Annotated in this window: 23 protein-coding genes; 22 read left to right on the top strand and 1 reads right to left on the bottom strand. The window is 38.1% G+C overall.

What is annotated here, in order from left to right:
• Positions 1-127: 127 nt before the first annotated feature.
• From DWW68_RS07380 to DWW68_RS07360, 4 genes are all read left to right on the top strand, one after another.
• Complete coding sequence (locus DWW68_RS07380) at positions 128-1,003, top strand: class B sortase (RefSeq protein WP_118589264.1); 876 nt, start codon at positions 128-130, stop codon at positions 1,001-1,003.
• 277 nt (positions 1,004-1,280) lie between these two features.
• On the top strand, positions 1,281-3,374 hold the full coding sequence (locus DWW68_RS07375; protein ID WP_118589265.1) for a glutamine synthetase III: 2,094 nt from the start codon (positions 1,281-1,283) through the stop codon (positions 3,372-3,374).
• A gap of 1,039 nt (positions 3,375-4,413) precedes the next feature.
• Positions 4,414-4,938, top strand: coding sequence for a peptidylprolyl isomerase (locus DWW68_RS07365; protein ID WP_021952216.1), 525 nt, complete (start codon positions 4,414-4,416; stop codon positions 4,936-4,938).
• A gap of 137 nt (positions 4,939-5,075) precedes the next feature.
• On the top strand, positions 5,076-5,294 hold the full coding sequence (locus DWW68_RS07360; protein ID WP_021952217.1) for a DUF1858 domain-containing protein: 219 nt from the start codon (positions 5,076-5,078) through the stop codon (positions 5,292-5,294).
• Positions 5,295-5,360: 66 nt separating this feature from the next.
• On the opposite strand, the gene DWW68_RS07355 is transcribed toward DWW68_RS07360, so the two are convergent.
• Positions 5,361-5,837, bottom strand: a complete 477-nt coding sequence (locus DWW68_RS07355; RefSeq protein WP_118589267.1) for a DUF6465 family protein — start codon at positions 5,835-5,837, stop codon at positions 5,361-5,363.
• Between the two features lie 400 nt (positions 5,838-6,237).
• Between DWW68_RS07355 and DWW68_RS07350 the strand changes: the two genes are divergently transcribed.
• The 18 genes from DWW68_RS07350 (at position 6,238) to DWW68_RS07265 (ending at position 22,925) form a co-directional block, all read left to right on the top strand.
• Positions 6,238-6,759 carry an SH3 domain-containing protein gene (locus DWW68_RS07350; RefSeq protein ID WP_118589268.1) on the top strand — a complete coding sequence of 174 codons (522 nt, stop codon included), beginning with the start codon at positions 6,238-6,240 and terminating at the stop codon, positions 6,757-6,759.
• A gap of 261 nt (positions 6,760-7,020) precedes the next feature.
• On the top strand, positions 7,021-7,446 hold the full coding sequence (locus DWW68_RS07345) for an NfeD family protein (protein ID WP_021952220.1): 426 nt from the start codon (positions 7,021-7,023) through the stop codon (positions 7,444-7,446).
• A 65-nt stretch (positions 7,447-7,511) separates the two neighbouring features.
• Positions 7,512-8,426, top strand: a complete 915-nt coding sequence (locus DWW68_RS07340; RefSeq protein WP_118589269.1) for an SPFH domain-containing protein — start codon at positions 7,512-7,514, stop codon at positions 8,424-8,426.
• A gap of 12 nt (positions 8,427-8,438) precedes the next feature.
• Positions 8,439-8,768, top strand: a complete 330-nt coding sequence (locus DWW68_RS07335) for a DUF6145 family protein (RefSeq protein WP_021952222.1) — start codon at positions 8,439-8,441, stop codon at positions 8,766-8,768.
• The gene (locus DWW68_RS07330; RefSeq protein WP_021952223.1) at positions 8,768-9,538 is read left to right on the top strand and encodes a type III pantothenate kinase; all 771 of its coding nucleotides are present in this window, start codon (positions 8,768-8,770) and stop codon (positions 9,536-9,538) included. Before DWW68_RS07335 ends, DWW68_RS07330 begins: the two co-directional genes overlap by 1 nt.
• A 1-nt stretch (position 9,539) precedes the next feature.
• Positions 9,540-10,493, top strand: coding sequence for a tRNA dihydrouridine synthase DusB (gene dusB, locus DWW68_RS07325; RefSeq protein WP_118589270.1), 954 nt, complete (start codon positions 9,540-9,542; stop codon positions 10,491-10,493).
• A gap of 120 nt (positions 10,494-10,613) precedes the next feature.
• Positions 10,614-11,099, top strand: coding sequence for a transcription elongation factor GreA (gene greA, locus DWW68_RS07320; protein WP_021952225.1), 486 nt, complete (start codon positions 10,614-10,616; stop codon positions 11,097-11,099).
• 25 nt (positions 11,100-11,124) lie between these two features.
• Positions 11,125-12,669: a lysine--tRNA ligase gene (lysS, locus tag DWW68_RS07315; protein ID WP_118589271.1), complete on the top strand. Its 1,545-nt coding sequence runs from the start codon at positions 11,125-11,127 to the stop codon at positions 12,667-12,669.
• Positions 12,670-12,908: 239 nt separating this feature from the next.
• Positions 12,909-13,130: a DUF6462 family protein gene (locus DWW68_RS07310; protein WP_008395358.1), complete on the top strand. Its 222-nt coding sequence runs from the start codon at positions 12,909-12,911 to the stop codon at positions 13,128-13,130.
• Between the two features lie 8 nt (positions 13,131-13,138).
• Positions 13,139-13,597 carry a DUF6462 family protein gene (locus DWW68_RS07305; protein WP_008395356.1) on the top strand — a complete coding sequence of 153 codons (459 nt, stop codon included), beginning with the start codon at positions 13,139-13,141 and terminating at the stop codon, positions 13,595-13,597.
• A 3-nt stretch (positions 13,598-13,600) separates the two neighbouring features.
• A complete protein-coding gene (locus DWW68_RS07300; RefSeq protein ID WP_005340582.1) occupies positions 13,601-13,885 on the top strand; it encodes a DUF6462 family protein in 285 nt (94 codons plus the stop codon).
• Positions 13,886-14,434: 549 nt separating this feature from the next.
• On the top strand, positions 14,435-14,581 hold the full coding sequence (locus tag DWW68_RS07295) for a hypothetical protein (RefSeq protein WP_227135588.1): 147 nt from the start codon (positions 14,435-14,437) through the stop codon (positions 14,579-14,581).
• On the top strand, positions 14,568-14,822 hold the full coding sequence (locus DWW68_RS07290; protein WP_077326156.1) for a hypothetical protein: 255 nt from the start codon (positions 14,568-14,570) through the stop codon (positions 14,820-14,822). The genes DWW68_RS07295 and DWW68_RS07290 overlap by 14 nt, the downstream gene beginning before the upstream one ends.
• A 9-nt stretch (positions 14,823-14,831) precedes the next feature.
• The gene (locus DWW68_RS07285) at positions 14,832-15,794 is read left to right on the top strand and encodes a ParM/StbA family protein (RefSeq protein ID WP_330394027.1); all 963 of its coding nucleotides are present in this window, start codon (positions 14,832-14,834) and stop codon (positions 15,792-15,794) included.
• A gap of 8 nt (positions 15,795-15,802) precedes the next feature.
• Complete coding sequence (locus tag DWW68_RS07280) at positions 15,803-16,252, top strand: hypothetical protein (RefSeq protein WP_008395352.1); 450 nt, start codon at positions 15,803-15,805, stop codon at positions 16,250-16,252.
• A 5-nt stretch (positions 16,253-16,257) separates the two neighbouring features.
• Entirely contained in the window at positions 16,258-16,431 is a 174-nt protein-coding gene (locus DWW68_RS07275) for a hypothetical protein (protein WP_172622380.1), read from the top strand.
• Between the two features lie 235 nt (positions 16,432-16,666).
• Positions 16,667-17,455 (top strand): hypothetical protein, encoded by a 789-nt coding sequence (locus DWW68_RS07270; protein WP_242950293.1) that lies wholly within the window; start codon positions 16,667-16,669, stop codon positions 17,453-17,455.
• A gap of 91 nt (positions 17,456-17,546) precedes the next feature.
• A complete protein-coding gene (locus tag DWW68_RS07265) occupies positions 17,547-22,925 on the top strand; it encodes a SpaA isopeptide-forming pilin-related protein (RefSeq protein WP_199641182.1) in 5,379 nt (1,792 codons plus the stop codon).
• Positions 22,926-22,985: the final 60 nt, after the last annotated feature.

The raw sequence follows: 22,985 nt of genomic DNA, 5'->3' as shown, positions 1-22,985 counted from the left end.
TAAATAATATTTGTATAATGCTCTTAATGGGGCGTTGTAACAAGAGAAGGCTGTTACTTTAGGTAGTAGCCTTCTTTTTGTTGATTTTTAAGGGAAATAATTTTATAATTATGTTTAGAAAAAAAGTGTGGCAGGTAACAAAGTGGACAAGGCAAAGGATAGCAAACAGGAACAATTAAATAACGAAATCACCGGGAAAAAACATAAAAAAATCCCTAATGCAATATATAATGTAGTGCGAGTGTTTGCCATATTATTTGCAGGAGGGATACTTATTTATGCCTCATATAACCTCACGGAATCCTACTTGAATTACAAAGAGGACGAGAAAAAATATGCCCAGATAAATCAGATGTTTATTAAGGACAACGAAGAGAAAACCACTGAAAAAAGTCAGAACAATAAGTCCATAAGATACACGAAATCTGTTCCCACATGGAAATGGGATTATAAAGAAATGCTTCAATATAATGACGAGGCTAAGGGCTATATAAAGCTTAACGGAACCAGAATACAGTATCCTATAGTGGAGCATAGTGACAATGATTTTTATTTAAAGAGAGGCTCTGACAAGGTCTACAATGGAGCAGGAGCCATCTTTTTGGACTACAGAACTGCCGGACTGGATGGAAAAATGTGCATTTTATATGGTCACAATATGTTAGACGGCTCTATGTTTAAGGAACTGATGAACTTTAGGGATGATGATTTTTGCAGGAAACATCCTACGTTTGATATATATGTAGGGTATAGGCATTATATATATTATGTATTTTCCGTGTTTTCAGATAAGGATGATAATGAAAATATATATAAATATGGATTTGCCAATGACGGGGAGTTTCAGAACTGGATAAATACTGTATCTTCCAGAAGCAGATACAATTTTGGAGTTAGAAAACCTGACACTTCCGACAAAATTATAATGTGTTCAACATGCGTGGACGACTATGGAAACAGACAGATTGTTTGTCTCTACAGAGGTGAGGAAGTAGTGGATTAAAATGCCAAAAAAATACAAAAAATTACAAAAATAAGCCTTAAACTTAATTTTATTAAGAAAAAGGTTTAAAAAATTAGATAAATACCTGGTAGCTATTGATTTTTATAAAGAAATGATGTAGATTATAGGGCGAATGAGGTAGTACCTCACCGCTAAATGAGATTAAGGACAAGGGCGTTCTTCAAAACAGTATATTTGGAGAAGTGTCCTTTTTTTTATGGTAGCTCCATAAGAAATTGGCGGAAAAATATGTTAGTAGAAGAAAGGAACAGAAACTATGGGAGTAAATATTGAGAAAGTTTTTGGTGAAGATGTTTTTGATGATGCAGTCATGAAAGTCCGTTTACCAAAAAGCGATTATGAGAAGGTTAAGAGCCTTATGTACCAGGGTGGAGAAATTACAGAGGAGTTAGCTGATGTGGTTGCACAGGCTATGAAAGAATGGGCATTGGAAAAGGGTGCTACACATTTTACACATGTATTCCAGCCATATGTTATTTCAGTAGGAGCTGAAAAACATGATTCATTTTCTTCAACTGTAACAGACGGAAAGATTGAGAATACATTTACAGGAAAAGATTTACTTATGGGTGAACCTGATGCATCTTCATTCCCATCAGGTGGACTTAGAGCTACATGTAGTGCAAGAGGATATACAGCATGGGATATCACATCACCTGTTTACATTAAGGAAGGAACTCTTTGCATACCTACAGCATTCTGCTCATACACAGGTGAGTCATTGGATACAAAGACTCCATTACTTAAAGCAATGCATGCAGTAAGTAAGCAGGGTGTAAGACTTATGAGATTATTTGGTGATGAAAAGACTCAGAGAATTTTCTCATACGTTGGACCGGAACAGGAATATTTCCTTGTGGATGAAGATAAATATATGAAGAGACCTGACCTTATTTACACGGGACGTACACTTTTCGGTGCTATGCCTCCTAAGGGACAGGAAATGGATGACCAGTATTTTGGCTCAATTGCTCCAAATGTAAAGGCATTTATGGAAGATTTAAATGTTAAGCTTTGGAAATTAGGTATTACAGCAAAAACACAGCATCGTGAGGTTGCGCCGGGACAGCACGAAATTGCCCCAATTTTTTCAGTTTCAAATGTTGCCCTTGATAACAACCTTTTAGTAATGGATATTTTAAAGAAAACAGCAAGAAAGCATGGATTTGTATGCTTATTACATGAGAAGCCTTTTGATGGAATTAACGGTTCAGGTAAGCATAACAACTGGTCACTTACAACTGATGACGGAATCAATTTGTTTAAGCCGGGAAAGGAACCTGAAAACAACAAGTTATTCCAGTTAGTGTTAGCTTGTACAATGGCAGCTGTTGACAGACATGCAGTTCTTTTAAGACTTGCTGCATCTAATACAGGTAACGACCACAGATTAGGAGCAAACGAGGCACCTCCTGCTATTATTTCAATGTATCTTGGAGATCAGGTTGGTGATATTGTTGACCAGATAATTAAGAATGGTAAGGCTACATCAAGTCTTTCATCAGGAACACTTGATTTTGGTATCAAGAAGCTTCCTGTACTTGAAAAAGACCCTACAGATAGAAACAGAACATCACCATTTGCATTTACAGGCAACAGATTTGAGTTCAGAATGGTTGCTTCATCTAATTCAATTGGTGATACAAATACAGTACTTAATACAATGATGGCTGAAGCTTTCAGCAATGCATGTGATGCATTAGAGGGAGCAGAAGACTTTAACAAGGCAGTAGAAGAATATACAGCTAAGTTAATGAGAGAACATGAAAGAATCGTATTTAACGGTAACGGATATTCAGAGGAGTGGCCTGTTGAAGCAGAAAAGAGAGGACTTCCAAACTGCAAGTCAATTGTTGATGCAATTCCTGCATTAGTTGATGACACTACAGTTGAAATGTATGAGAAGTTTAACGTCCTTTCAAAGGCTGAACTTGAAGCAAGAGAGGATATTTTATTTGAACAGTATGCAGGTGTTAGAAACATTGAAGCATTAACAATGATTGAAATGGCTAACAAGATGATTATTCCTGCAGCAGTTAAGTATACTAAGAAGCTTGCAGATACTGTAATTGCAGTAAAAGAAGCAGGAGCAGATGCTTCAGTACAGGCAGATATGTTATCAGAAGTTTCAGGAAAATTAGCTGAAATGAAAACAGCTGTTAAGGCATTAGAGGAAGTTACTGCTAAGGCAGCAGATGCTGAATGTATAAAGTGCAAAGCAGAAGAATATAAGGATGATGTTATGGCAGCTATGGCAGAGCTTAGAAAGCCGGCTGACGAACTTGAACTTATAATGCCTAAGGAATTATGGCCAATGCCAACATATGGAGATCTTGTTTTTGAACTGTAAAGAACATAGATAATTAATTGATTATTAATGAAAGGATTGCCACTGTATGGTGGCAGTCCTTTTTAAATGACTACACAACACAAAAAGGATGCATGTCTGCATCCTTTCCGCAAATATATTCTAATAATAAAAAAGGGAGGGAATCGGATTTATCCGATTCTAAAAAAATTATGAAAAAACATAAACAAAAAAGTAATAACTTTTGTTTATGTTATTATGATAAAAGAAAATCGTGAAAAAAGAGTGTTTTCCTTGTAAATAATTTATGAACGTGATGTAAAATTTAGTTCCTCATAAATCCAGTGCTTATGGGGATTTTTATTTTTAAAAATTATGAAAAAACGTAAAAAATAACGCTCGTAGAATATAAATTAATGGTCGATTTTAGATATTTCTAGTAGCATTTTTTAGAGCTATCTGTGTATATACACCTTTGGTAATATCATCTATTTTGTGCCCCATAATTTTTTTAGGGGTAATATCATCTGCCTTTGCATTGTGCATTAATGTTGCAAATGTGTATCTTGTGTCGTGTGGTAGGTGTTCAGTTCCCAACAAAGCTAACGTATGGCATACGTTTTTCATCTCCTATAAAGTTTATTTGATTCGGATAAGGCAGTTTGTAGAAAATATGTTAGTAAGTAATTATGGTGGTAGAGGTGCATCATTTAGAGCAAAAGGAGAAAAAAGGGTTGCCCCTGTGACATTAAACAGTCAAAGGGGCAACCTTATAAATACTAACAACCGAATTTAAAAATTTTGCAAAATGCGTTAAATAACTCGGAACAGCTATTGAAATTAAAACACATAGTTTTGTCCTCCTTATTCTCTCGAATATTTGTATCAGCTGAACATGAAACAAGTGTAACAATTTTGTAACATTTAATCAATAGGAGCATTTTGGAAAAAATGATATAAAAAGGCAAACCCTATAAAAGTCATTGAAAAAAGTGGAATAACGTTGTATAGTATACAAAAAAATAAGGCATATCCGTACTTTTTAGGTAATGCCTGATAAAATGGTTAAAGGAGAAATAAAATGGCAGAAAAGAATCCAATAGTAACAATTGAAATGAATAATGGAGATATTATGAAAGCGGAGCTTTATCCGGAAATTGCACCTAATACAGTAAACAACTTTATAAGTCTTGTAAACAAGGGATTTTATGATGGAGTAATTTTCCACAGAGTAATAAGAGGATTTATGATTCAGGGTGGAGATCCTCAGGGAACAGGTGTTGGCGGACCGGGATACTCAATTAAAGGTGAGTTTTCAGGAAACGGTTTCGCCAATGATTTAAAGCATACGCCAGGTGTACTTTCAATGGCAAGAACAATGATGCCGGATTCAGCAGGCTCACAGTTCTTCATTATGCATGAAACATCACCACATCTTGACGGACAGTATGCGGCATTTGGAAAAATTTGCGAAGGTTTGGATATAGTGAATAAAATAGCTGAGTGTGCCACAGACTATATGGATAAACCGTTAGAACCACAGGTTATGAAGAAGGTTACGGTTGAAACATTTGGGGTGGATTATCCGGAACCGGAAAAATGCTAATTTTACGGAGAATATTATAAAGTGCATATTTGTAACTTTTGGGAGAATTTATACTATTTACAAAATTACAAATTCGTTGTATAAAATACTGTAGTGATTAATTCACTGTAGAAAGCTAGGAAATAGGAGGAATAGTTATGGCAAAGATAACTAAAGATATGATTATCGGTGATATCATTAAAATAAATATGGGATGTGTTCCTATTTTATTAAATGAAGGAATGCATTGTATAGGATGTCCTGCTTCACAGGGAGAATCTCTTGAAGAAGCATGTATGGTTCATGGAATCGATGCTGATGCATTAGCAAAGAAGTTAAACGACTTTGTTGAAAGCGTTGAAGCAAAAGAAGCATAGAAGAATCCTGAAATATAGAAAAAGCTGCCAAATTCATGGCAGCTTTTTCTCATATAAGATTATGTCTTATAAAGCAACGTCACCGATGATTCCATCGATTACATAATATGCTTTCATGTCTTCAGGTTTAATATAAATAGAAACTGATGACATTGTCTTCTTACCGTTCTTTGCTGTGTAGTCAGCCTTTACAGCAGCTTCAATTGCAGCTGTGTCAAATTCCATTCCCTGGAACTGTACATAAACGTTATTTTCTTTCTTTGTAGCTTTTTTTGCTGTAGTTTTCTTAGCAGCAGGTTTTGTTTCAGCCTTCTTTTTAGCAACTTCAGCTTCAGCTTTCTTTTCAGTAGCTTTAACTTCAACTTTTTTCTCAACAGGTTTAGCTTCAACCTTCTTTTCAGCAACCTTAGCAGCCGTTTTAGCTTCAACCTTCTTTTCAGCAACCTTAGCAGCAGGTTTAACTTCAACCTTTTTTTCTGTAGCTTTAGCAACCGGTTCAACCTTTTTCACAGTTGATGTTGCTGTTACTTTCTTACTTGCCATAATTTTAATCCTCCTTAAAAATAAGTAGGTCGATTCAAGTCTATAAAATTAAGTTCGTAATATCAACCCAATAGTGTTATATGTATCTCTTTCACAGATTTTATAATACAACTACATTTTAAATTATGCAATGAGTTGAAAAAAGTTTATGAAAAACAGACAAAATCCACAGTAGTTAGCCAAAAATAATAATAAAAACTACTTGCTAAAAAATAAAATAAAAATAATATTAGTAAAAAATCACAATTAGGGGTTGAAAAATAACTGAAAATATAGCAAAATTACATTATGCGTGTGGTCGAAAAATTTGACTTTAAGTCGAAATTTTGCTAAAATTCACAAGCAATAGTAGGTATATAGGTTAATAACAGACAAATATTTGTAATTGGAATGATAAATAATGAATAGATTTGAAAAGAGAAAAATAAAAACAGGTCTTTACAGACATGTAAATGCATTGACATATGTATGTATTTTTACAGTAGCTTCTATAATTACCATAGCAGCAGCTGTTAACAGAACGGATGATATTATCCATATAGATGAAAGTCAGGCTATGGTAAATGAATCAGTGGCTTTTAATAATAAAGACGCACAAAAGGTGGCAGCGGGAAAATCAACTACTGAAACAGTGACAGAAGATAATGCACAGACTCAGGAGGAAACTACGGAAGCACAAACTGAGGCAGCAACTACAGAAGTGGCTACGGAGCCGGTGCCAGCTACACAGGTTAAGGTTATTGCTGATACTCTTAACGTACGTGATCAGGCCAATGAAGACGCAGAGGTTTTGGGAATGGTAGATCAGGACGAAGTCTTTGAGGTAATATCACAGCAGGGAGATTGGGTGGAAATTAACTATAATGGAAATAACGGATTTGTAAAATCTGAATATGTTGAAAATGTAAATAATGTACAGTAATTAATAAAAGAAATCCACGCATATATGGGTTTCTTTTTGTCTAAATAATAGAGGTTATGCAGAAGCCAATGACGGTTATAAAAACGTACACCTGTAAAAATTCCTGACATTTCGGGAATTACTAGTTAAAATGTAAAGTATATGTTATAATGTTTTTTACTATCTCAGAGGGAAACGGATGAAGGAAAGTCCCTTCAAAAATGTTCCCTGTGAAATGCCTTTGACTACAGGAGATACATATTATATAAGGAGGTTAGAGCTATGAATTATATAGGATGGCTTATTTTATTTGTAGTATTTGCAGTGCTTGAGCTTATATCATTAGGTCTTACATGCATATGGTTCGCAGTGGGAGCATTAGCAGGTTGTATTACGGCGCTTATTACGGATAATTGGATTATTCAGTCAATAGTGTTTATAATAGTAACGGTAGTGGTTTTGGTTTTCTTAAGACCTATAGCTGTTAAGTATATAAATAATAAGGCTGAAAAAACTAATGTAGATTCACTTATTGGGAAGAAAGCCAGGGTCCTTGAGGATATTGATAACTTAAATGCAAAGGGACAGGTATCCATTGACGGTATGGAATGGACTGCAAGAAGTGAAGACGGAAGTGAAATCAAAAAGGATGCTTTAGTGGAGGTTGTTGCCATAGAAGGGGTAAAGGCTATTGTAAAGCAGGTATAATGTTGGTTGGCAGTTGGAGAGAACCACTGTTTTATCATAAATAATAATTTTTAGGAGGATTAAGTATGATTCCATTTTTAATCGTAATAGTATTGGCAATTTTATTAGTGTCTACATGTGTAAAAATTGTGCCGCAGGCACATGCATGTGTTATTGAAAGATTAGGTGTTTATAAGCAGACATGGTCTGTGGGTATTCACTTTAAAGTGCCATTTCTTGATAGAATTTCAAGAAGAGTTAATTTAAAAGAGCAGGTAGCTGATTTTGAACCTCAGCCTGTTATCACAAGAGATAATGTAACAATGCAGATTGATACAATTATTTTCTACCAGATTACAGACCCTAAGCTTTATGCATACGGTGTTGAAAATCCTATTGTTGCCATTAAAAACCTTACAGCAACAACTCTTAGAAATATTGTTGGTGATTTAGAGCTTGATGAAACACTTACTTCAAGAGAAACAATAAATGCAAGAATGAGAACAGAGCTTAATGTTGCAACTGACCCATGGGGAATTAAGGTTAACAGAGTTGAACTTAAGAATATTATTCCACCAAGAGATATTCAGGAAGCAATGGAAAAGCAGATGAGAGCTGAACGTGAAAAACGTGAACAGATTCTTAGAGCAGAAGGTGAAAAGAAATCAGCAGTTCTTATTGCAGAAGGTAAGAAAGAAGCAGCCATTCTTAATGCAGAAGCTGATAAGCAGTCAGCTATCTTAAAGGCAGAAGCTGATAAGCAGAAGAAAATTCTTGAGGCAGACGGTGAGGCTGAAGCTATTCTTAAGGTTCAGCAGGCAACAGCTGATGGTATCAGAGCTATTAAAGAAGCAGGTGCTGATGATAAGGTTATAACACTTAAGAGCCTTGAAGCATTTGCCGCAGCAGCTGACGGTCAGGCAACAAAGATTATTATTCCATCTGAAATTCAGGGAATTGCCGGTTCAGTGAAAGCGTTAGCAGAAGTTATTAAAGATTAAAGGTACTTGGAAATGTTTAATGAAAAGATGGTCTTGTGTGGCGCTAGTGCATATGAGAAGAAATATTATTTAAATGAACAGTTTTCTAATCTCCCGGAACAGATTAAGCAGGAATTACAAATAATGTGTGTGTTGTTCACGGAAGACGTAGGAGGAATTTTTTTACTGGAGTTTCAGGAGGACGGAAGTCTCAGACTGATTACGGAAGCAGACGAAGGAGACATATTATATGATGATATCGGAAGCGGACTGAAAATCAGACAGATACAGCTGGAAAAGGCTGAATTGCTGGAATCTTTGGAAATGTATTATAAAGTATTTGTTTTAGGAGAAGATGCGTAATGCTGTTGACAGTTGATGTAGGAAATACAAATATTACACTGGGATTGTTTGAGGGAAAAGACATACATTCTACTTTCAGAATTACCACTCAGGCGGTTAGAACATCAGATGAATTTGGTTCATTGATTGCTGAAATGATAGTTAGAAAGGGAATTAATATTAAAAGCATAAAAGATGTTATTATTTCATCTGTTGTGCCTAAGGTTATGTATTCCCTTAACAGTGGAATTATTAAATATTTTGGAATTGAGCCTATAATCGTAGGTATCGGTACTAAAACAGGTATAAAAATTAATAGAACCGACCCTAGGGAGGTAGGCTCTGACAGAATAGTTGACGCAGTGGCAGCTTATGAACTTTACGGCGGACCATGTATCGTGGTGGATTTCGGAACAGCTACTACATATGATTTGATTTTAGGGGACGGAACTTTTGAAGCGGGGGTTACATCTCCGGGAATAAAGATTTGTGCCAAGGCACTTTGGGATTGTACTGCAAAACTTCCTGAGGTGGAAATCAAAAAGCCGTCATCTATTTTAGGAAAGGATACCATTTCAAGCATGCAGGCAGGTATTGTATACGGATACATCGGACAGACGGAGTATATTATTGATAAGATAAAGGAAGAAAGCGGTCTTGACAATCTTAAGGTAATTGCTACAGGGGGAATGGGACGTATAATTTATAAAAATACGGACAGAATTGATATATATGATAACGAACTGACACTTCAGGGAATGCGAATAATTTACGAAAAGAACAGAAAATAATATGAAAATAGGTAATGTTGAAATTGAAAATAGTTTGGCATTAGGACCAATGGCAGGTGTAACAGACCTGCCATTTCGTCTGCTTTGCAAGGAACAGGGATGCGGCATATTGTATTCGGAAATGGTAAGTGCCAAGGCTATATTATACAAAAATAAAAATACAGATGTACTTCTTAACATTGACGAAAGAGAACATCCTGTGGGGATCCAGCTGTTTGGCTCCGATCCGGATATAATGGCTGAAATAGGTAGCCGTGTGGCGGAAGGGAACTGTGATTTTATTGATATAAATATGGGATGCCCGGTGCCTAAAATTGTAAATAACCATGAGGGTTCATACCTTTTGACACAGCCTAAATTAGTTGAGGAAATCCTTACAAAAATGGTTAAAGCCATTAACAAACCGGTAACTGTTAAAACAAGGAAAGGTTTTAAGGATGGGGAATCTCAGGCGGTAGAAATTGCAAAGATTGCTGAAAGCTGTGGAGTGGCAGCTGTAGCTGTTCACGGGAGAACAAGGGAGCAGTATTACGGCGGAAAGGCTGACTGGGATATTATTAAGGCAGTGAAAGAGGCGGTGAAAATCCCGGTTATAGGAAATGGTGATATTTTTTCACCACAGGATGCTAAGGCAATGAAGGAATATACCGGATGCGACGGACTTATGGTAGGAAGAGTTGCCAGAGGAAATCCGTGGATTTTTAAGGAAATTAATGAATATCTTAAAACAGGAATAGTGCCTGAGAAGCCTTCGGCAGAAGAGGTGAAAAACATGATTTTAAAACATGCATCTATGCTTATTGAGTACAAAGGCGAATATACCGCAGTGCGGGAAATGAGGAAACATATTGCCTGGTACACACAGGGTCTGCCACATTCAGCAGAGCTTAGACGCAGATGTAATGAAATAGTAAGCTGGGAGTCTCTAAAAGAGGTTATAGAATCCAGGTTATAACAAGGGGGAATTTTGGCAAAATCCCCAGTAAAATAGGGCGTTAAGGTTGACAATAAACAGTCACCTTGCTATTATAAAGTGTAAAAGTTTTGAACCAGTAGCCGATTGGAGGAATAGAAAATGGCAGAAGCAAAGAAAAATATTCTTACTTATGAAGGATTACAGAAATTAGAGGCAGAATTAGAAGATTTAAAAGTAAATAAACGTAAAGAAGTTGCAGCAAAGATTAAGGAAGCAAGAGAGCAGGGAGACTTATCAGAAAATGCTGAATATGATGCTGCAAAGGATGAGCAGAGAGATATTGAAACAAGAATTGAAGAAATAGAGAAGATTCTTAAAAACGTTGAAGTTGTTGGTGCAGATGACATTGATGATAAGAAGATTAACGTTGGTTGTCATATTAAGATTTATGATTTTGAATATGATGAGGAATTGGAATTCAGCATTGTTGGTTCAACACAGACTAACAGCTTAAAGGGACTTATTTCAAATGAATCACCTCTTGGAAGAGCACTTATTGGAAAAGAAGTTGGTGAGGAAGTTGAAGTTGAAATGGGTGATACTGTTTCAAAATATAAAGTTCTTGAAATTAAGACAGAGAGATAAAATATTTGTATATTAGGAGTTAAAAATGGCAGAGCAGAATAAGAATAATAACCAGCAGGTGGATGTAAATCAGCTTTTAAAGGTACGTCGCGAGAAACTTGCTGATTTGCAGGCACAGGGAAAGGATCCTTTCCAGATTACAAAGTATGATGTTACAAATCATACAACAGAAATTAAGGATAATTTTGAACAGTTTGAATGTCAGCATGACGAGGAAGGAAAGCTCATTAAAGATGATGCTAAACTTGTTTCTATTGCAGGACGTATTATGCTTAAACGTGTTATGGGTAAGGCATCATTCTGTAATGTCCAGGATAAAACAGGAAATATTCAGGTTTATGTAGCCAGAAATGAATTAGGAGATGAACCTTTTGACGAATATAAAGCCTTTAAGAAGATGGATATCGGTGACATCGTTGGCGTAAAGGGATACGCATTTACTACTAAGACAGGTGAAAAGAGTATCCACGCAACAGAAGTTATACTTTTATCAAAGAGTCTTCAGATTCTTCCGGAAAAGCATCATGGTCTTACAAACACAGACTTAAGATATCGTCAGAGATATCTTGACCTTATTATGAATCCGGAAGTAAAGGATACATTTATTAAGAGATCAAAGATTATAAGTGAAATCAGAAAGTTCTTAGACGGACAGGGATTTATGGAAGTTGAAACACCTATGCTTGTTCACAATGCAGGTGGTGCGGCTGCCCGTCCTTTTGAGACACATTTTAATGCTTTAGATGAAGATGTTAAGCTTCGTATTTCATTGGAGCTTTACTTAAAGAGACTTATTGTAGGCGGACTTGAGAAGGTTTATGAAATTGGAAGAGTATTTCGTAATGAAGGTGTTGATACAAGACACAATCCGGAATTTACTCTTATGGAATTATATCAGGCATATACAGATTACCACGGTATGATGGATTTAACAGAAAATCTTTACAGACATCTGGCTGAAACGGTTTGTGGCAGCGCAAAGATTTCATACAATGGTATTGAGATGGATTTAAGTCAGCCGTTTGAGAGACTTACCATGGTAGATGCTGTTAAGAAGTATGCAGGTGTTGACTGGAATGAAGTTGAAACATTAGAACAGGCAAGAGAGCTTGCTAAAGAGCATCATGTGGAATTTGAGGAACGTCACAAGAAGGGTGACATCCTAAACTTATTCTTTGAGGAATATGTAGAGGAACATTTGATTCAGCCTACATTTATTATGGATCACCCAATTGAGATTTCTCCACTTACAAAGAAGAAACCGGAAAATCCTGATTATGTAGAACGTTTTGAGTTCTTTATGAACGGATGGGAATTGGCTAATGCTTATTCAGAGCTTAACGATCCAATTGACCAGAGAGAAAGATTCGCAGCACAGGAAGAGGCTTTTGCAGCAGGTGATGATGAGGCAGAACATACAGATGAGGACTTCTTAAATGCCCTTGAAATTGGTATGCCACCTACAGGCGGTATCGGCTTTGGTATCGACAGAATGGTAATGTTACTTACAGACTCTGCAGCAATTAGGGACGTGCTGTTGTTCCCGACAATGAAGAGCTTGGATAAATAAACCTAGTGTTTATGCGGGATTGAGGCATTTGAGTACGTCAAAGGACGCATTAAAAGACGTATTTTGGCATAGTCATTTACATCAGTATGAAAGAGTACACAATCTGAAAAGAATAAGACTCAATCGAATATGAACTACTAAGAGGACATTTTCTAAAGAAATTTAGAAGATGTCCTCTTTTTTGCGTTATGGAGAAAATACGTCATTTGTTATGAAGTCAAAGTGAAAGGAGCACAGCAATGGATGAATCAAAGAAAAAAGATAGATATGAGGATGCAAAAAAGTTTGTAAGATATTCAGATGGTGCAAAGATGTACAGTATGGGAATGACAAAATTTCAAGAAGTGGCTAAGGATGCCAAGGCTTGTTATAAGATTGGTCAGCTTGTACTTGTTAATACAGAAATATTGGATAAGTATCTTGAAACTTTTCATATTACAGATTCTGAGTTTTATAAGTAGGTGATGTTATGGTAAATACATTGAGTGGTTCAGTTAGTGCCTATAGAAAAGAAATTGTAAAACCAAGATTTATTCGTATTGATGAAGTAATGGCTTTATTAGATGTAACACGAGATGAGGCAATGGATATAGCATTAGCTGCTGGAGCAAGATATCAGCTTGCAAAGATTATATTAGTACATAAGGAAAGGTTGATGAAATTTATGAAACATTTTGCAAGAGTGCCTAGTTCAAACAAAATCGTAGAAAAGAAGTTTGTAAGAATTGGGGAAGCTTCAATGACATATAGCATAGGGCATCATAGATTTATTGAAATGGCTAGAGCAGCGGGTGCTGTATATAAGATTGGAACAGCTAAGGGAAATACTATATTAATAAATTTGGAAATTTTTGATGATTATATGGAGCAATTCAGAGAACCGCCAACAGAAATGAAACATCCATTGCCAAATGTGAAAGGAGACTGATGAATGAGTTACTCATATAAGTGCTATTCAGATACAAAGGATTTTATGAAAAAATTTGTAAATGCAGAGGAAGGAGCGATTATTTATGGGATAAGTAAATCTAGAATCATAGTAATTGCGAGAGAGGCAGGAGCAGTCTATAAAGTCGGTAATTCAGCATTAATCAATACGGAATTATTTGAAAAATATCTTGAACGATTCAGAGAGCCGGCAAGAGAACTGCCTAAGCATACATGGAACAAATTAAAGGAAATGACAAATACACCAAAAACTGGTGAAAATTCGTAAAAATACACCAGTGGTGTCACTTCCGTAAAATTAAAGTGCATTGTAGAATATCAATTGTCCAAGAGAGATTGGACATAACAATTGAATAATCAGTTACAGATTTGCAAAGTAGTTTGCACTGCAGAGTATCTGTAGGTAGTAAAATTACGGGGCATGTACCTGGAGGATGAAAGTCACAGCTATCATATTAGTAGTCTGATGGATTGAAAGATGAAGGGCGAGAAGCTGGATGGAAATCTGGTAAAAGGAATAGGCATGTTGCGTAAGGATAATTAACCACAGAGGGCGAGAAGTTCGTCCTTATCCTCAAAAGGCTAAAAGAGGAGATAGTGCTTCTGATAATTCAGAAGGGCGTCGTGAAACACATTTTGTGGCTCGTCTGTAACTCCCGGAGGTGAGAACACCTCTTTGTACACGGGGCGATATAGGAGTCTAGAAGACTGGCGTGTACCTACATGCTTAGCGTTAAGCATAGCCATGTAGACTATATCACTTCCAAATTCAAATTCTGTCTATATGGCAACTAATTTGAAGGAGGATAAAGTGGTGATGGGATTTAGCATAGCATTAATAATTATTGTTCTTATCGTATTGTATTCGTTAGCTAGGACGGCAGGAGAGTCGGACAGGACAATGGAACAGATAAGAGAGCAATCACTCCTTGGAAGGGAGGAGAGCTCTGGTGGGAACAGTTGAAAAAAGAGATAAGCATAAGAAACGCAGGTTTGTATCTCCAGAAGAAAAGCTTGAAAGAGAATTAAAAGATTGTATGCATTGTAGATTCTTCTGGGGACATAACAACAGATGTGCCAATGGAACATGTTGTAAACCATCTAAGAAAAAGGAACAGAAACTTCCGACGGAATGTGTCGGATGTCCATATTATCGAGGGAATGGTTATTGTTTTCCTTGTATGCGAAAGCTGATAGGAAAGTAGGTGGTTAAGATGTTCAAGTGGCTGTTTAAGAAGAAAGGATGTGCAAAACACATGAATAACAAGTTAGAAGTAATCGGCATTGATCATGGATGGTCAATGATGAAAACAATCTCTCAGGTATTTGTCACAGGTGTTAAGGAGATTACAACAACTCCGGCACTTTTCGGCGATGTACTTGAGTATGAAGGAAAGTTCTATAAGGTTGGAGCTGTGAGGCAGGAAGTAAAGGATACAAAGGTCGAAGATGACAGCTTTTATCTTCTCACTCTTGCAGCAGTTGCCAAGGAACTTAAAAGAAGAGGTCTTGCAGAGGCAAAGGTATTTCTTGCTGTAGGACTTCCACTTACAAGATTTGGAGCAGAGAAGAATGATTTTATCAAGTACCTGACAAAGAATAAGCGTGTAAGCTTCAAATATGAGAATGAGTCATATCATATTGAAATTGATGATGTGGCAGTATTTCCTCAGTGCTATGCAGCAGTAGTGGACAAGATTCCTGCTATGGCAAAGAAAACACTGATAGTAGATATTGGAAGCTGGACAATCGACATTATGCCGGTAATCAACAAGTCACCGGATGAATCAAAGTGTGTGACGATTCCAAAAGGTCTTATTACCTGTATGCGTTCTATCAATGAGCAGTGTGTAAGACAGCTTAACGGAGAGGTAGACGAGTCAGAGATACAGAACATCATGCGATATGGCAGGTCAGATATTGATGATGAATACTTTGCCATTATCAAGGCAGAGATAGAGGATTTTGTTGATAAGGTATATAACTCAATCCGTGAGTTTGGATATAACTTAAAGACTACACCGATTGTATTTGTCGGTGGCGGGGCAGTTGTGATGAAGAATTTTGGCAGTCACGATGCAAAGAACATTTCCTATAACCTTGATGTAAAGGCAAATGCAAGAGGATATGAACAGCTTGCCACGATGGGACTTAAAAGCACTAAGCGATTATCATAAGGAGGCAGATGATGGGAAGAAGACTTGAATATGAAGTAAAAACTTCTGTCCGCCTCAACATGAGCAATCCTCAGCATGTGAAAATCAATGATGTGATTCAGAACCTTGATCCAAAGATTTTCAAATCTAAGAATCAGTTCATCATAGATGCGATTCAGTTTTACATTGATAATTATGGAAAAGAAACCTTTGTTATCAAGAAGAAGGAAAAAGAGAGGGCTGAATATATCCGGTCAGAAGATATTGATGACATTAAGGAAGAAGTCATTGAAGCAGCAACCAATGAGGCTAGAAAAGAGGTAATAAAGCTGTTAGGCGGAGTGATATCCGGGATGAATGTTGGTCAGCCGGTAATTATGCAGGCAGCCAATAGTGAAGCACAAGAACTTACAGAAGATGTTATGGACGATGCAGATGTTGCAGGTCTTGCAATGGGATGGATGTCGAAAGGAGACTGATTATTATGAGAAGAGTTATGGGAGCCGTAGGAACAGTGATTTTAGAGATACTCAAGTGGATATTAAGGATAATTCTTGGAGCTTTGAAGCTGGTCTTAGGACTTGCCAGAATAATTCTTCTTCTATTCGCAATGGTGGCAAGGGTATTTCTTTCATTCGTAAGAATGGGCACATTCTGAGAGGAGGTGAGCGAATGCAGGTAAAGGGTTTATTCTTAAATTATAAGAAAAACAGAAGACTTATGCAGTATTTCTTTAAAATAAGAGAGCTGGTATAATGAAAGGAGTTTAAGATGCACAGAATACGGGACAGTCCTATGTGTCCCGTGCATTACAGATAAATAGTTCACTGCAAGGGTGGATGGCACGGAACACAAAGCCCGTCCCTCTTGCGGAGAAGGGATGGGTGATTACTATGAAGAAGATAAGTATTATCTTATTATCCGCAGTACTGGTCTTTTCAATGGCTGCCTGTAATGGTGGTAAGGAAAAGGCTGATAATCAGACAGAGAAACAGACGGAAAGCGTAAAGCCAACTGAAGAAGTAGCAATGGCAACGGAAGCTGTCACAGAGGTCACAACCGAAGCTGGAAGTGATGAGACAGAGAAAGATATTGCCGAGGCTAAAGATTCAGAAGAGAAGACTGATAAAGAAGATAACCGATCCGCAGATAATAAAACTGCTTCAAAGCAGGAAGAAAAGCCAAAGCAGAATGACGAGCCGGAACAGAAAGCTCCTGTAAATGATAATGAGGAAGCTGGCGGAAATCAGAGTAATGCAGGTAATGGTGGTCAGACTACAGACAGTCCGAAAGACAATGTGAGCAACCCACAGCCTGCATCCGTGGCATACAGTCCACAGAATGTTGTGTCACTTGCAACAGCAAAGTGTCAGGCAGGAGGAATGATTACCACACAGCAGAATTTACAGAACCATTTGAATGATGGCAGTATCACGCAGGAAGAGTACAATGAGTATTATCCTTACGATGGTATGGAAGGCTCTTATTATAGTGTGTTTGTAGAGACAGACCTTAACAAAGCAAGTACCATTGATGGACAGCGGTTATCATCTGAGGATGCAATCGCAGAATATATTGCAAGTATGTTACTTTTGGAAACAGATCCGGTATTCTACATCAGTTATGATGGAGTTTACACGACAGGCGGCACAGACTATTACGAGTTTCGATGTCACAGATAAATAAAAACGAATAGAAGCAGAAGGAAGAAAGATGTAAGCCATAAACTTATGTCTTTCTTTTTTTATGCGTAAATTAAGGAGGAAAGAGCACATGAAACAGAAACTAAAGCGTTTTATGGCAGGATTTATGGCTATGCTCACACTGGTTGGAACACTCTTTACGAATGGTACAACAGCATTTGCAGCCAGTCCGCAGGCAAATATTGCGTTCTGGAATGCATCAGTCAAAAATTCCGGAGAAGTAAGTGAGCTAAAGCCCGGATTTAATCATGGCAAGATTCTGTATTCAATTCTTGACGGAAATTCGGCATATTGTATGAATTTCGGATTAAGAGCAGATGGCGGTCAGCTTATGAACAGCTACGATGATGCAAGCACATCAATGTCAGCACAGCAGAGAAAGCTTTTAAGTTACTGCCTTTATTATGGGTTTAACAGTACACAAAAGGCGGCACCAAGCAACAGCCAGTGTGATGAGTATATCGCAACTCAGGCAATGGTATGGGTAATTGTAGCAGATATTTTTGGAACTGGAAGTGGTGATTCGGCAGCGAGAAAGCTCTGCAACACAGCACCAAGTCCTGATTCTTCATACAGTTATTATGAGAGACTCAGGGACAATATCAGCAGCTCCTACAATGCAACACTTCCAAGTTTTGCATCACGCAGAACCAGTGAGGCACCAACTTATGAGCTGAAGTGGAATGAGGGAAGTCAGAGATTTGAAACAACATTATATGACAGCAATGGTGTTTTATCGGATTTTGATTTTGGCATCAGCGGATATTCTGTTGATAAGAATGGCAACAGTATTACCATATCTTCAACGAGTGTGAATACTACAGCTACAACAGGAACATTCACATCCAATGCAGGCAAGGTTGAGACAACATCAAGCTGTGTATTCTGGCTTACAGGAAAAAGCGGATATCAGGAGTTTATTTCTGAAAGACCGACAGCAGATCCTGTCAAAGCCTATATCAAGGTCAAGACAGAGAACATCGGATATGGTGAGCTTACAAAGACAGATGAGTCAAGCGGAGTGAAGCTTTCCGGTGCAGTTTATGGAATCTATTCTGACAGCGGATGCACAAACAGAGTACAGACCATGACAACAGATGGAAACGGATATGCAAAGTCAGCTGCACTTGTTGCAGGCACTTATTATGTAAAAGAAATTACCGCACCAAAGGGATATGTCCTTTCCGGTAAGGTTCATACACTTACTGTAAAAGCAGGACAGACAACGGGAATCTCTGCAACAGATAAAGAGCAGCTTGGAGCAATCACAATCTATAAAGAGGGTGAGGTGCTTAGCTCATGGAATGGAAGCAATTTCACCTATGAGAAAAAGAAGCTTTCCGGAGCAGCATTCAAGGTAACTGCCGGGGCAGATATCTACAAGGCAGATGGTACAAAGGTGTATAGTGCTGGCGATGTTGTAGCAGAAAGCCTAACAACAGGAACTGACGGACAGGTGGTATTATCTGACCTTCATCTTGGAACTTATGTGATTACTGAGATTAAGAGCATTGACGGATATACAATCAATACCACACCTCAGACAGTAGCAGTTGAGTATAAGCACCAGACTGTGACAGTCCAGTATGAATCAACTACGATTGAGAATACAAGACAGAAAGCGGATGTATCTGTCGTAAAGAAGGACTCTGACACAGAGAACCCTCTTGAAGGCGGCAAGTACACACTTTATGCCGGAAATGACATCAAAAACTATGCCGGACAGGTTATTGTGACAAAGGGTACAGCTCTTGAGACAGTAACTACAGGTGAGGACGGAAAGGCAAGCTACAGCGCGGATCTGCCAATCTCTAACGGATATTATGTATCAGAGACACAGGCACCATATGCGTATATCAGAAACAGTAAAGATGTTTACAGCTTCAATTTCAATGTATTACCTGAAACACAGGCAAAGGCATCATTCAGTCATACATTTGTGAATGACAGAACGACAGCAAAGATTCATATCTACAAGGTAGACAAGGAATCAGGCAAGGCAGTTGCCCAGGGAGATGCAAGCCTTGAAGGTGCAGTTTATGGTCTTTATGCAAGAAACGATATCGTGCATCCGGACGGAGCAACAGGAGTCGTATTCAAAGCAGGTGACCTTGTAGCAACACTTACAACAGATAAGAATGGAGAGGCAGAGGTCAATAACCTTTACCTTGGAAATTATTATGTAAAGGAAATCACTCCATCAGAGGGGTATCTCTTAGACGAAGAGGAACATGATGTGGTATGTGATTATGAGGGAGACCTTGTAGCAGAGGTATCAAGAAGTACAACTTCAGCAGAGCAGGTAATCAAGCAGCCATTCCAGCTTATCAAGGTATCTGACAATGGCGATGATACTGAAGCAGGACTGCTTGCAGGTGCAGAGTTTACAGCTTATTTGAAATCATCTTTACCTGTAAAGGCAGATGGAAGTTATGACTTTGACAAGGCAACTCCGGTAGTAATCGGGGAAAACGGAGCAACAACAATCACATCCGATGATAAGGGACATGCAGTTTCCATTGCAATTCCTTATGGAACTTATGTGGTAGTTGAATCAAAGACTCCGCATAACATGAAGACAATCAAGCCATTTGAGGTAAAGATAAAGGAGAATCATCCAACAGAGCCTCAGACATGGAGAGTTTTCTTGGACAGAGAGTTTACAGCAAAGCTTCGTGTAATCAAGAAGGATTCCGATACAAAGCAGACAGTACTTGTGCCAAATGCAGAGTTTAAAATCTTCAATATTGATAAGAACGAATATGTAAAGCAGTACACAACTTATCCGTCAAAGGTAGAGCATACTTCATTCTTTACTGATGAGGACGGAGATTTAATCTTACCGGAGGCACTTAAAATCGGTAACTACCGCATTGAGGAAGTGTCTGCACCATTTGGATATGTTGTAAATGATAAGTATGTCAACATCTCGGTTGATACTGATACAGCATTTGAGACAGATGGTGATACAAATGATGCAATCATCACCGTGGAATATTCCGATGCCCCTGCAGTCGGAGAGCTGACTGTAGAAAAGAAGGGAGAGGTACTTGACGGATTCAAGGGTGGACTTCTTGCAAGCTCATATGAGAAAGAGTTTGTTTATAAGGAAGGCTCACTTGCCGGAGCAAAATTCAAAGTTTATGCTGCGGAAGATATTTACACAGCAGACAACCAGAAGGATGCAGACGGAAACCGCATTAAGTATTACAGCAAGGGAGACCTTGTGACAACTCTTACAACTGGCAAGGATGGAAAGGCAACAGCAAAGAATCTTCCTCTTGGACAGTACAGAGTTGTGGAAGTGGAAGCTCCATACGGATATGTATTAAATCCGAATGAGCAGAAAGTGACATTCACATATGTGGATGATAAGACACCTGTTATCAAGGAAAGCCTTACTTTCTCAGATGACAGACAGAAGCTTGATATGTCAGTGACTAAGCTTGATGCAGAAGATAACACACCGATTGCAGGTGCAGTATTTGGTCTTTATGCAGATGAGGATATCAAGAATGCTGATGGCAGAGTTATTATCGAGAAAGGCACACTTCTTGAGAAGGCAACATCTGATGAGAATGGAAAGATTGCTTTTGTTAAGAATTATCCATTTGCAAAATATGTTGCAAGGGAGCTTGTAAAGCCTGCCGGATATGTGACAAATGAGGAAGCAGTAAACTTTGATACAAAATATCAGGGACAGGATGTTAAGACTGCTGTATATAACAGCGAGTATAAGAACACTCCTACAACCTTTGAGTTTACAAAGACAGATATCACAAGCGGTGCAGAGCTTACAGGTGCAACACTTACTGTACTTGATAAGGATGGAAATGTGGTAGACACATGGACATCTGATGCTAAGGAAGCACATGTGATCAAGAGACTTGTAGTTGGAGAGATTTACACTCTTCGTGAGGAATTTGCTCCTTACGGATATCTCAAGGCAGCAGATATCCAGTTTACAGTTGAGGACACAGGCAAAGTGCAGCATGTAGAGATGAAGGATGAAGTTCCTACAGGTTCCATCGTTATCAATAAGGACGGCGAATTTGTAACAGATACCACTCTTATGAAGGGGTACTGGTACGACTTTATCTTCAATTTCTTCAAGGACAGCCTTGCAGGAGTAACTTTTGATGTATATGCAAAAGAGGATATCGTAAGTGCTGACGGACTTGACACTGTATATCATAAGGCAGGAGACAAGGTGGCAACCATCGTGACAAATGATAAGGGTATCGCAAGAATTGATGACCTTCCACTTGGCAGATATTATCTTGTTGAGACAAAGACCATTGATGGATTTGTATTAGATGATACACCGATTGAAGCAGACCTTTCCTATATCGACCAGAATACAAAGGTTGTGTTTGCAGGAATGGATGTGACAAATGAGCGTCAGAAAGTGCAGATTACTGTAACCAAGACTGATTCAGAGACTAAGGAAGCACTTGAGGGAGCAGTATTCGGTTTATTTGCGAAAGAAGACATTGTGAACAAAGATGGCAAGGTAATCGTAAAAGCTGATACACAGATTGAGAGAACAGTAACAGGCAAGGATGGAAAGGCTGCATTTACCTCTGACCTTCCGCTTGGACAGTATTATGTCAAAGAGATTGAGGCCCCAAAGGGCTATGTGAAGTCTGATAAGATTTTTGATGTGGATGCTTCATATCAGGGAGATAAGGTAAAGGTTATCGAGTTTGAGGCAGCATTTGAAAATGCACCTATTAAGGTAGAAATTTCAAAGACTGATATCACAGGAGAGAAAGAGTTGCCTGGAGCAAAGCTTTCAGTAATTGATGCTGATGGAAAGCTTGTAGAAAGCTGGACATCTGAGGCTGGAAAGACTTATATGATCGAAAGACTTCCTGTTGGAAAGTACACACTTCGTGAAGAATCAGCTCCTTATGGATACAAGGTGGCGAAGGATGTGACCTTTGAGGTAAAGGAGACTGCCGAGATTCAGAAGGTATCCATGAAGGATGAGCAGGCAGTAGGTAAGATTGTCATTGAGAAAACTGACAAAGTAACCGGAAAGCCGATTGAGGGTGTTGTATTTGAAGTAAGGGATAAGGACGGAAAGGTGCTTGATACACTCACTACTGACAAGAATGGTCATGCAGAGAGCAAGGAGCTTCCTATCTGTACTTACAACGAGGATGGATCATTCAAAGAAGATATCCATTATACAGTTGTTGAGACTAAAGCAGCTGACGGATATATCCTTGATGAAACAGCTCATGATGTAACTCTTCGATATGATGACAATGCACCGGATGTTGTTGTAACAACTCTTAAGCTTGTCAATGTACCGACAGAGCCTAAGCTTCCACAGACAGGCGACAATGCAAATCCGCTTCTTTATCTTGGAATTGGTGCACTTGCACTTATTACAGGTGTTGGAGTCGGACTTCGTGGAAGAAAGAAAAAGAATAAACAGTAACAATTAACCTTGCGGGGAATGTAAGCCAGTGACTTATGTTCTCCGCTTTTTTGATTTGGA

Origin of the sequence: Eubacterium sp. AF16-48 (genome assembly GCF_003479405.1) — a bacterium.
Classification (GTDB): Bacteria; Bacillota; Clostridia; order Lachnospirales; family Lachnospiraceae; genus Eubacterium_G; species Eubacterium_G segne.
Note: the sequence above shows the minus strand (reverse complement) of the source record. Positions and strands in the feature narration are given on the sequence as shown.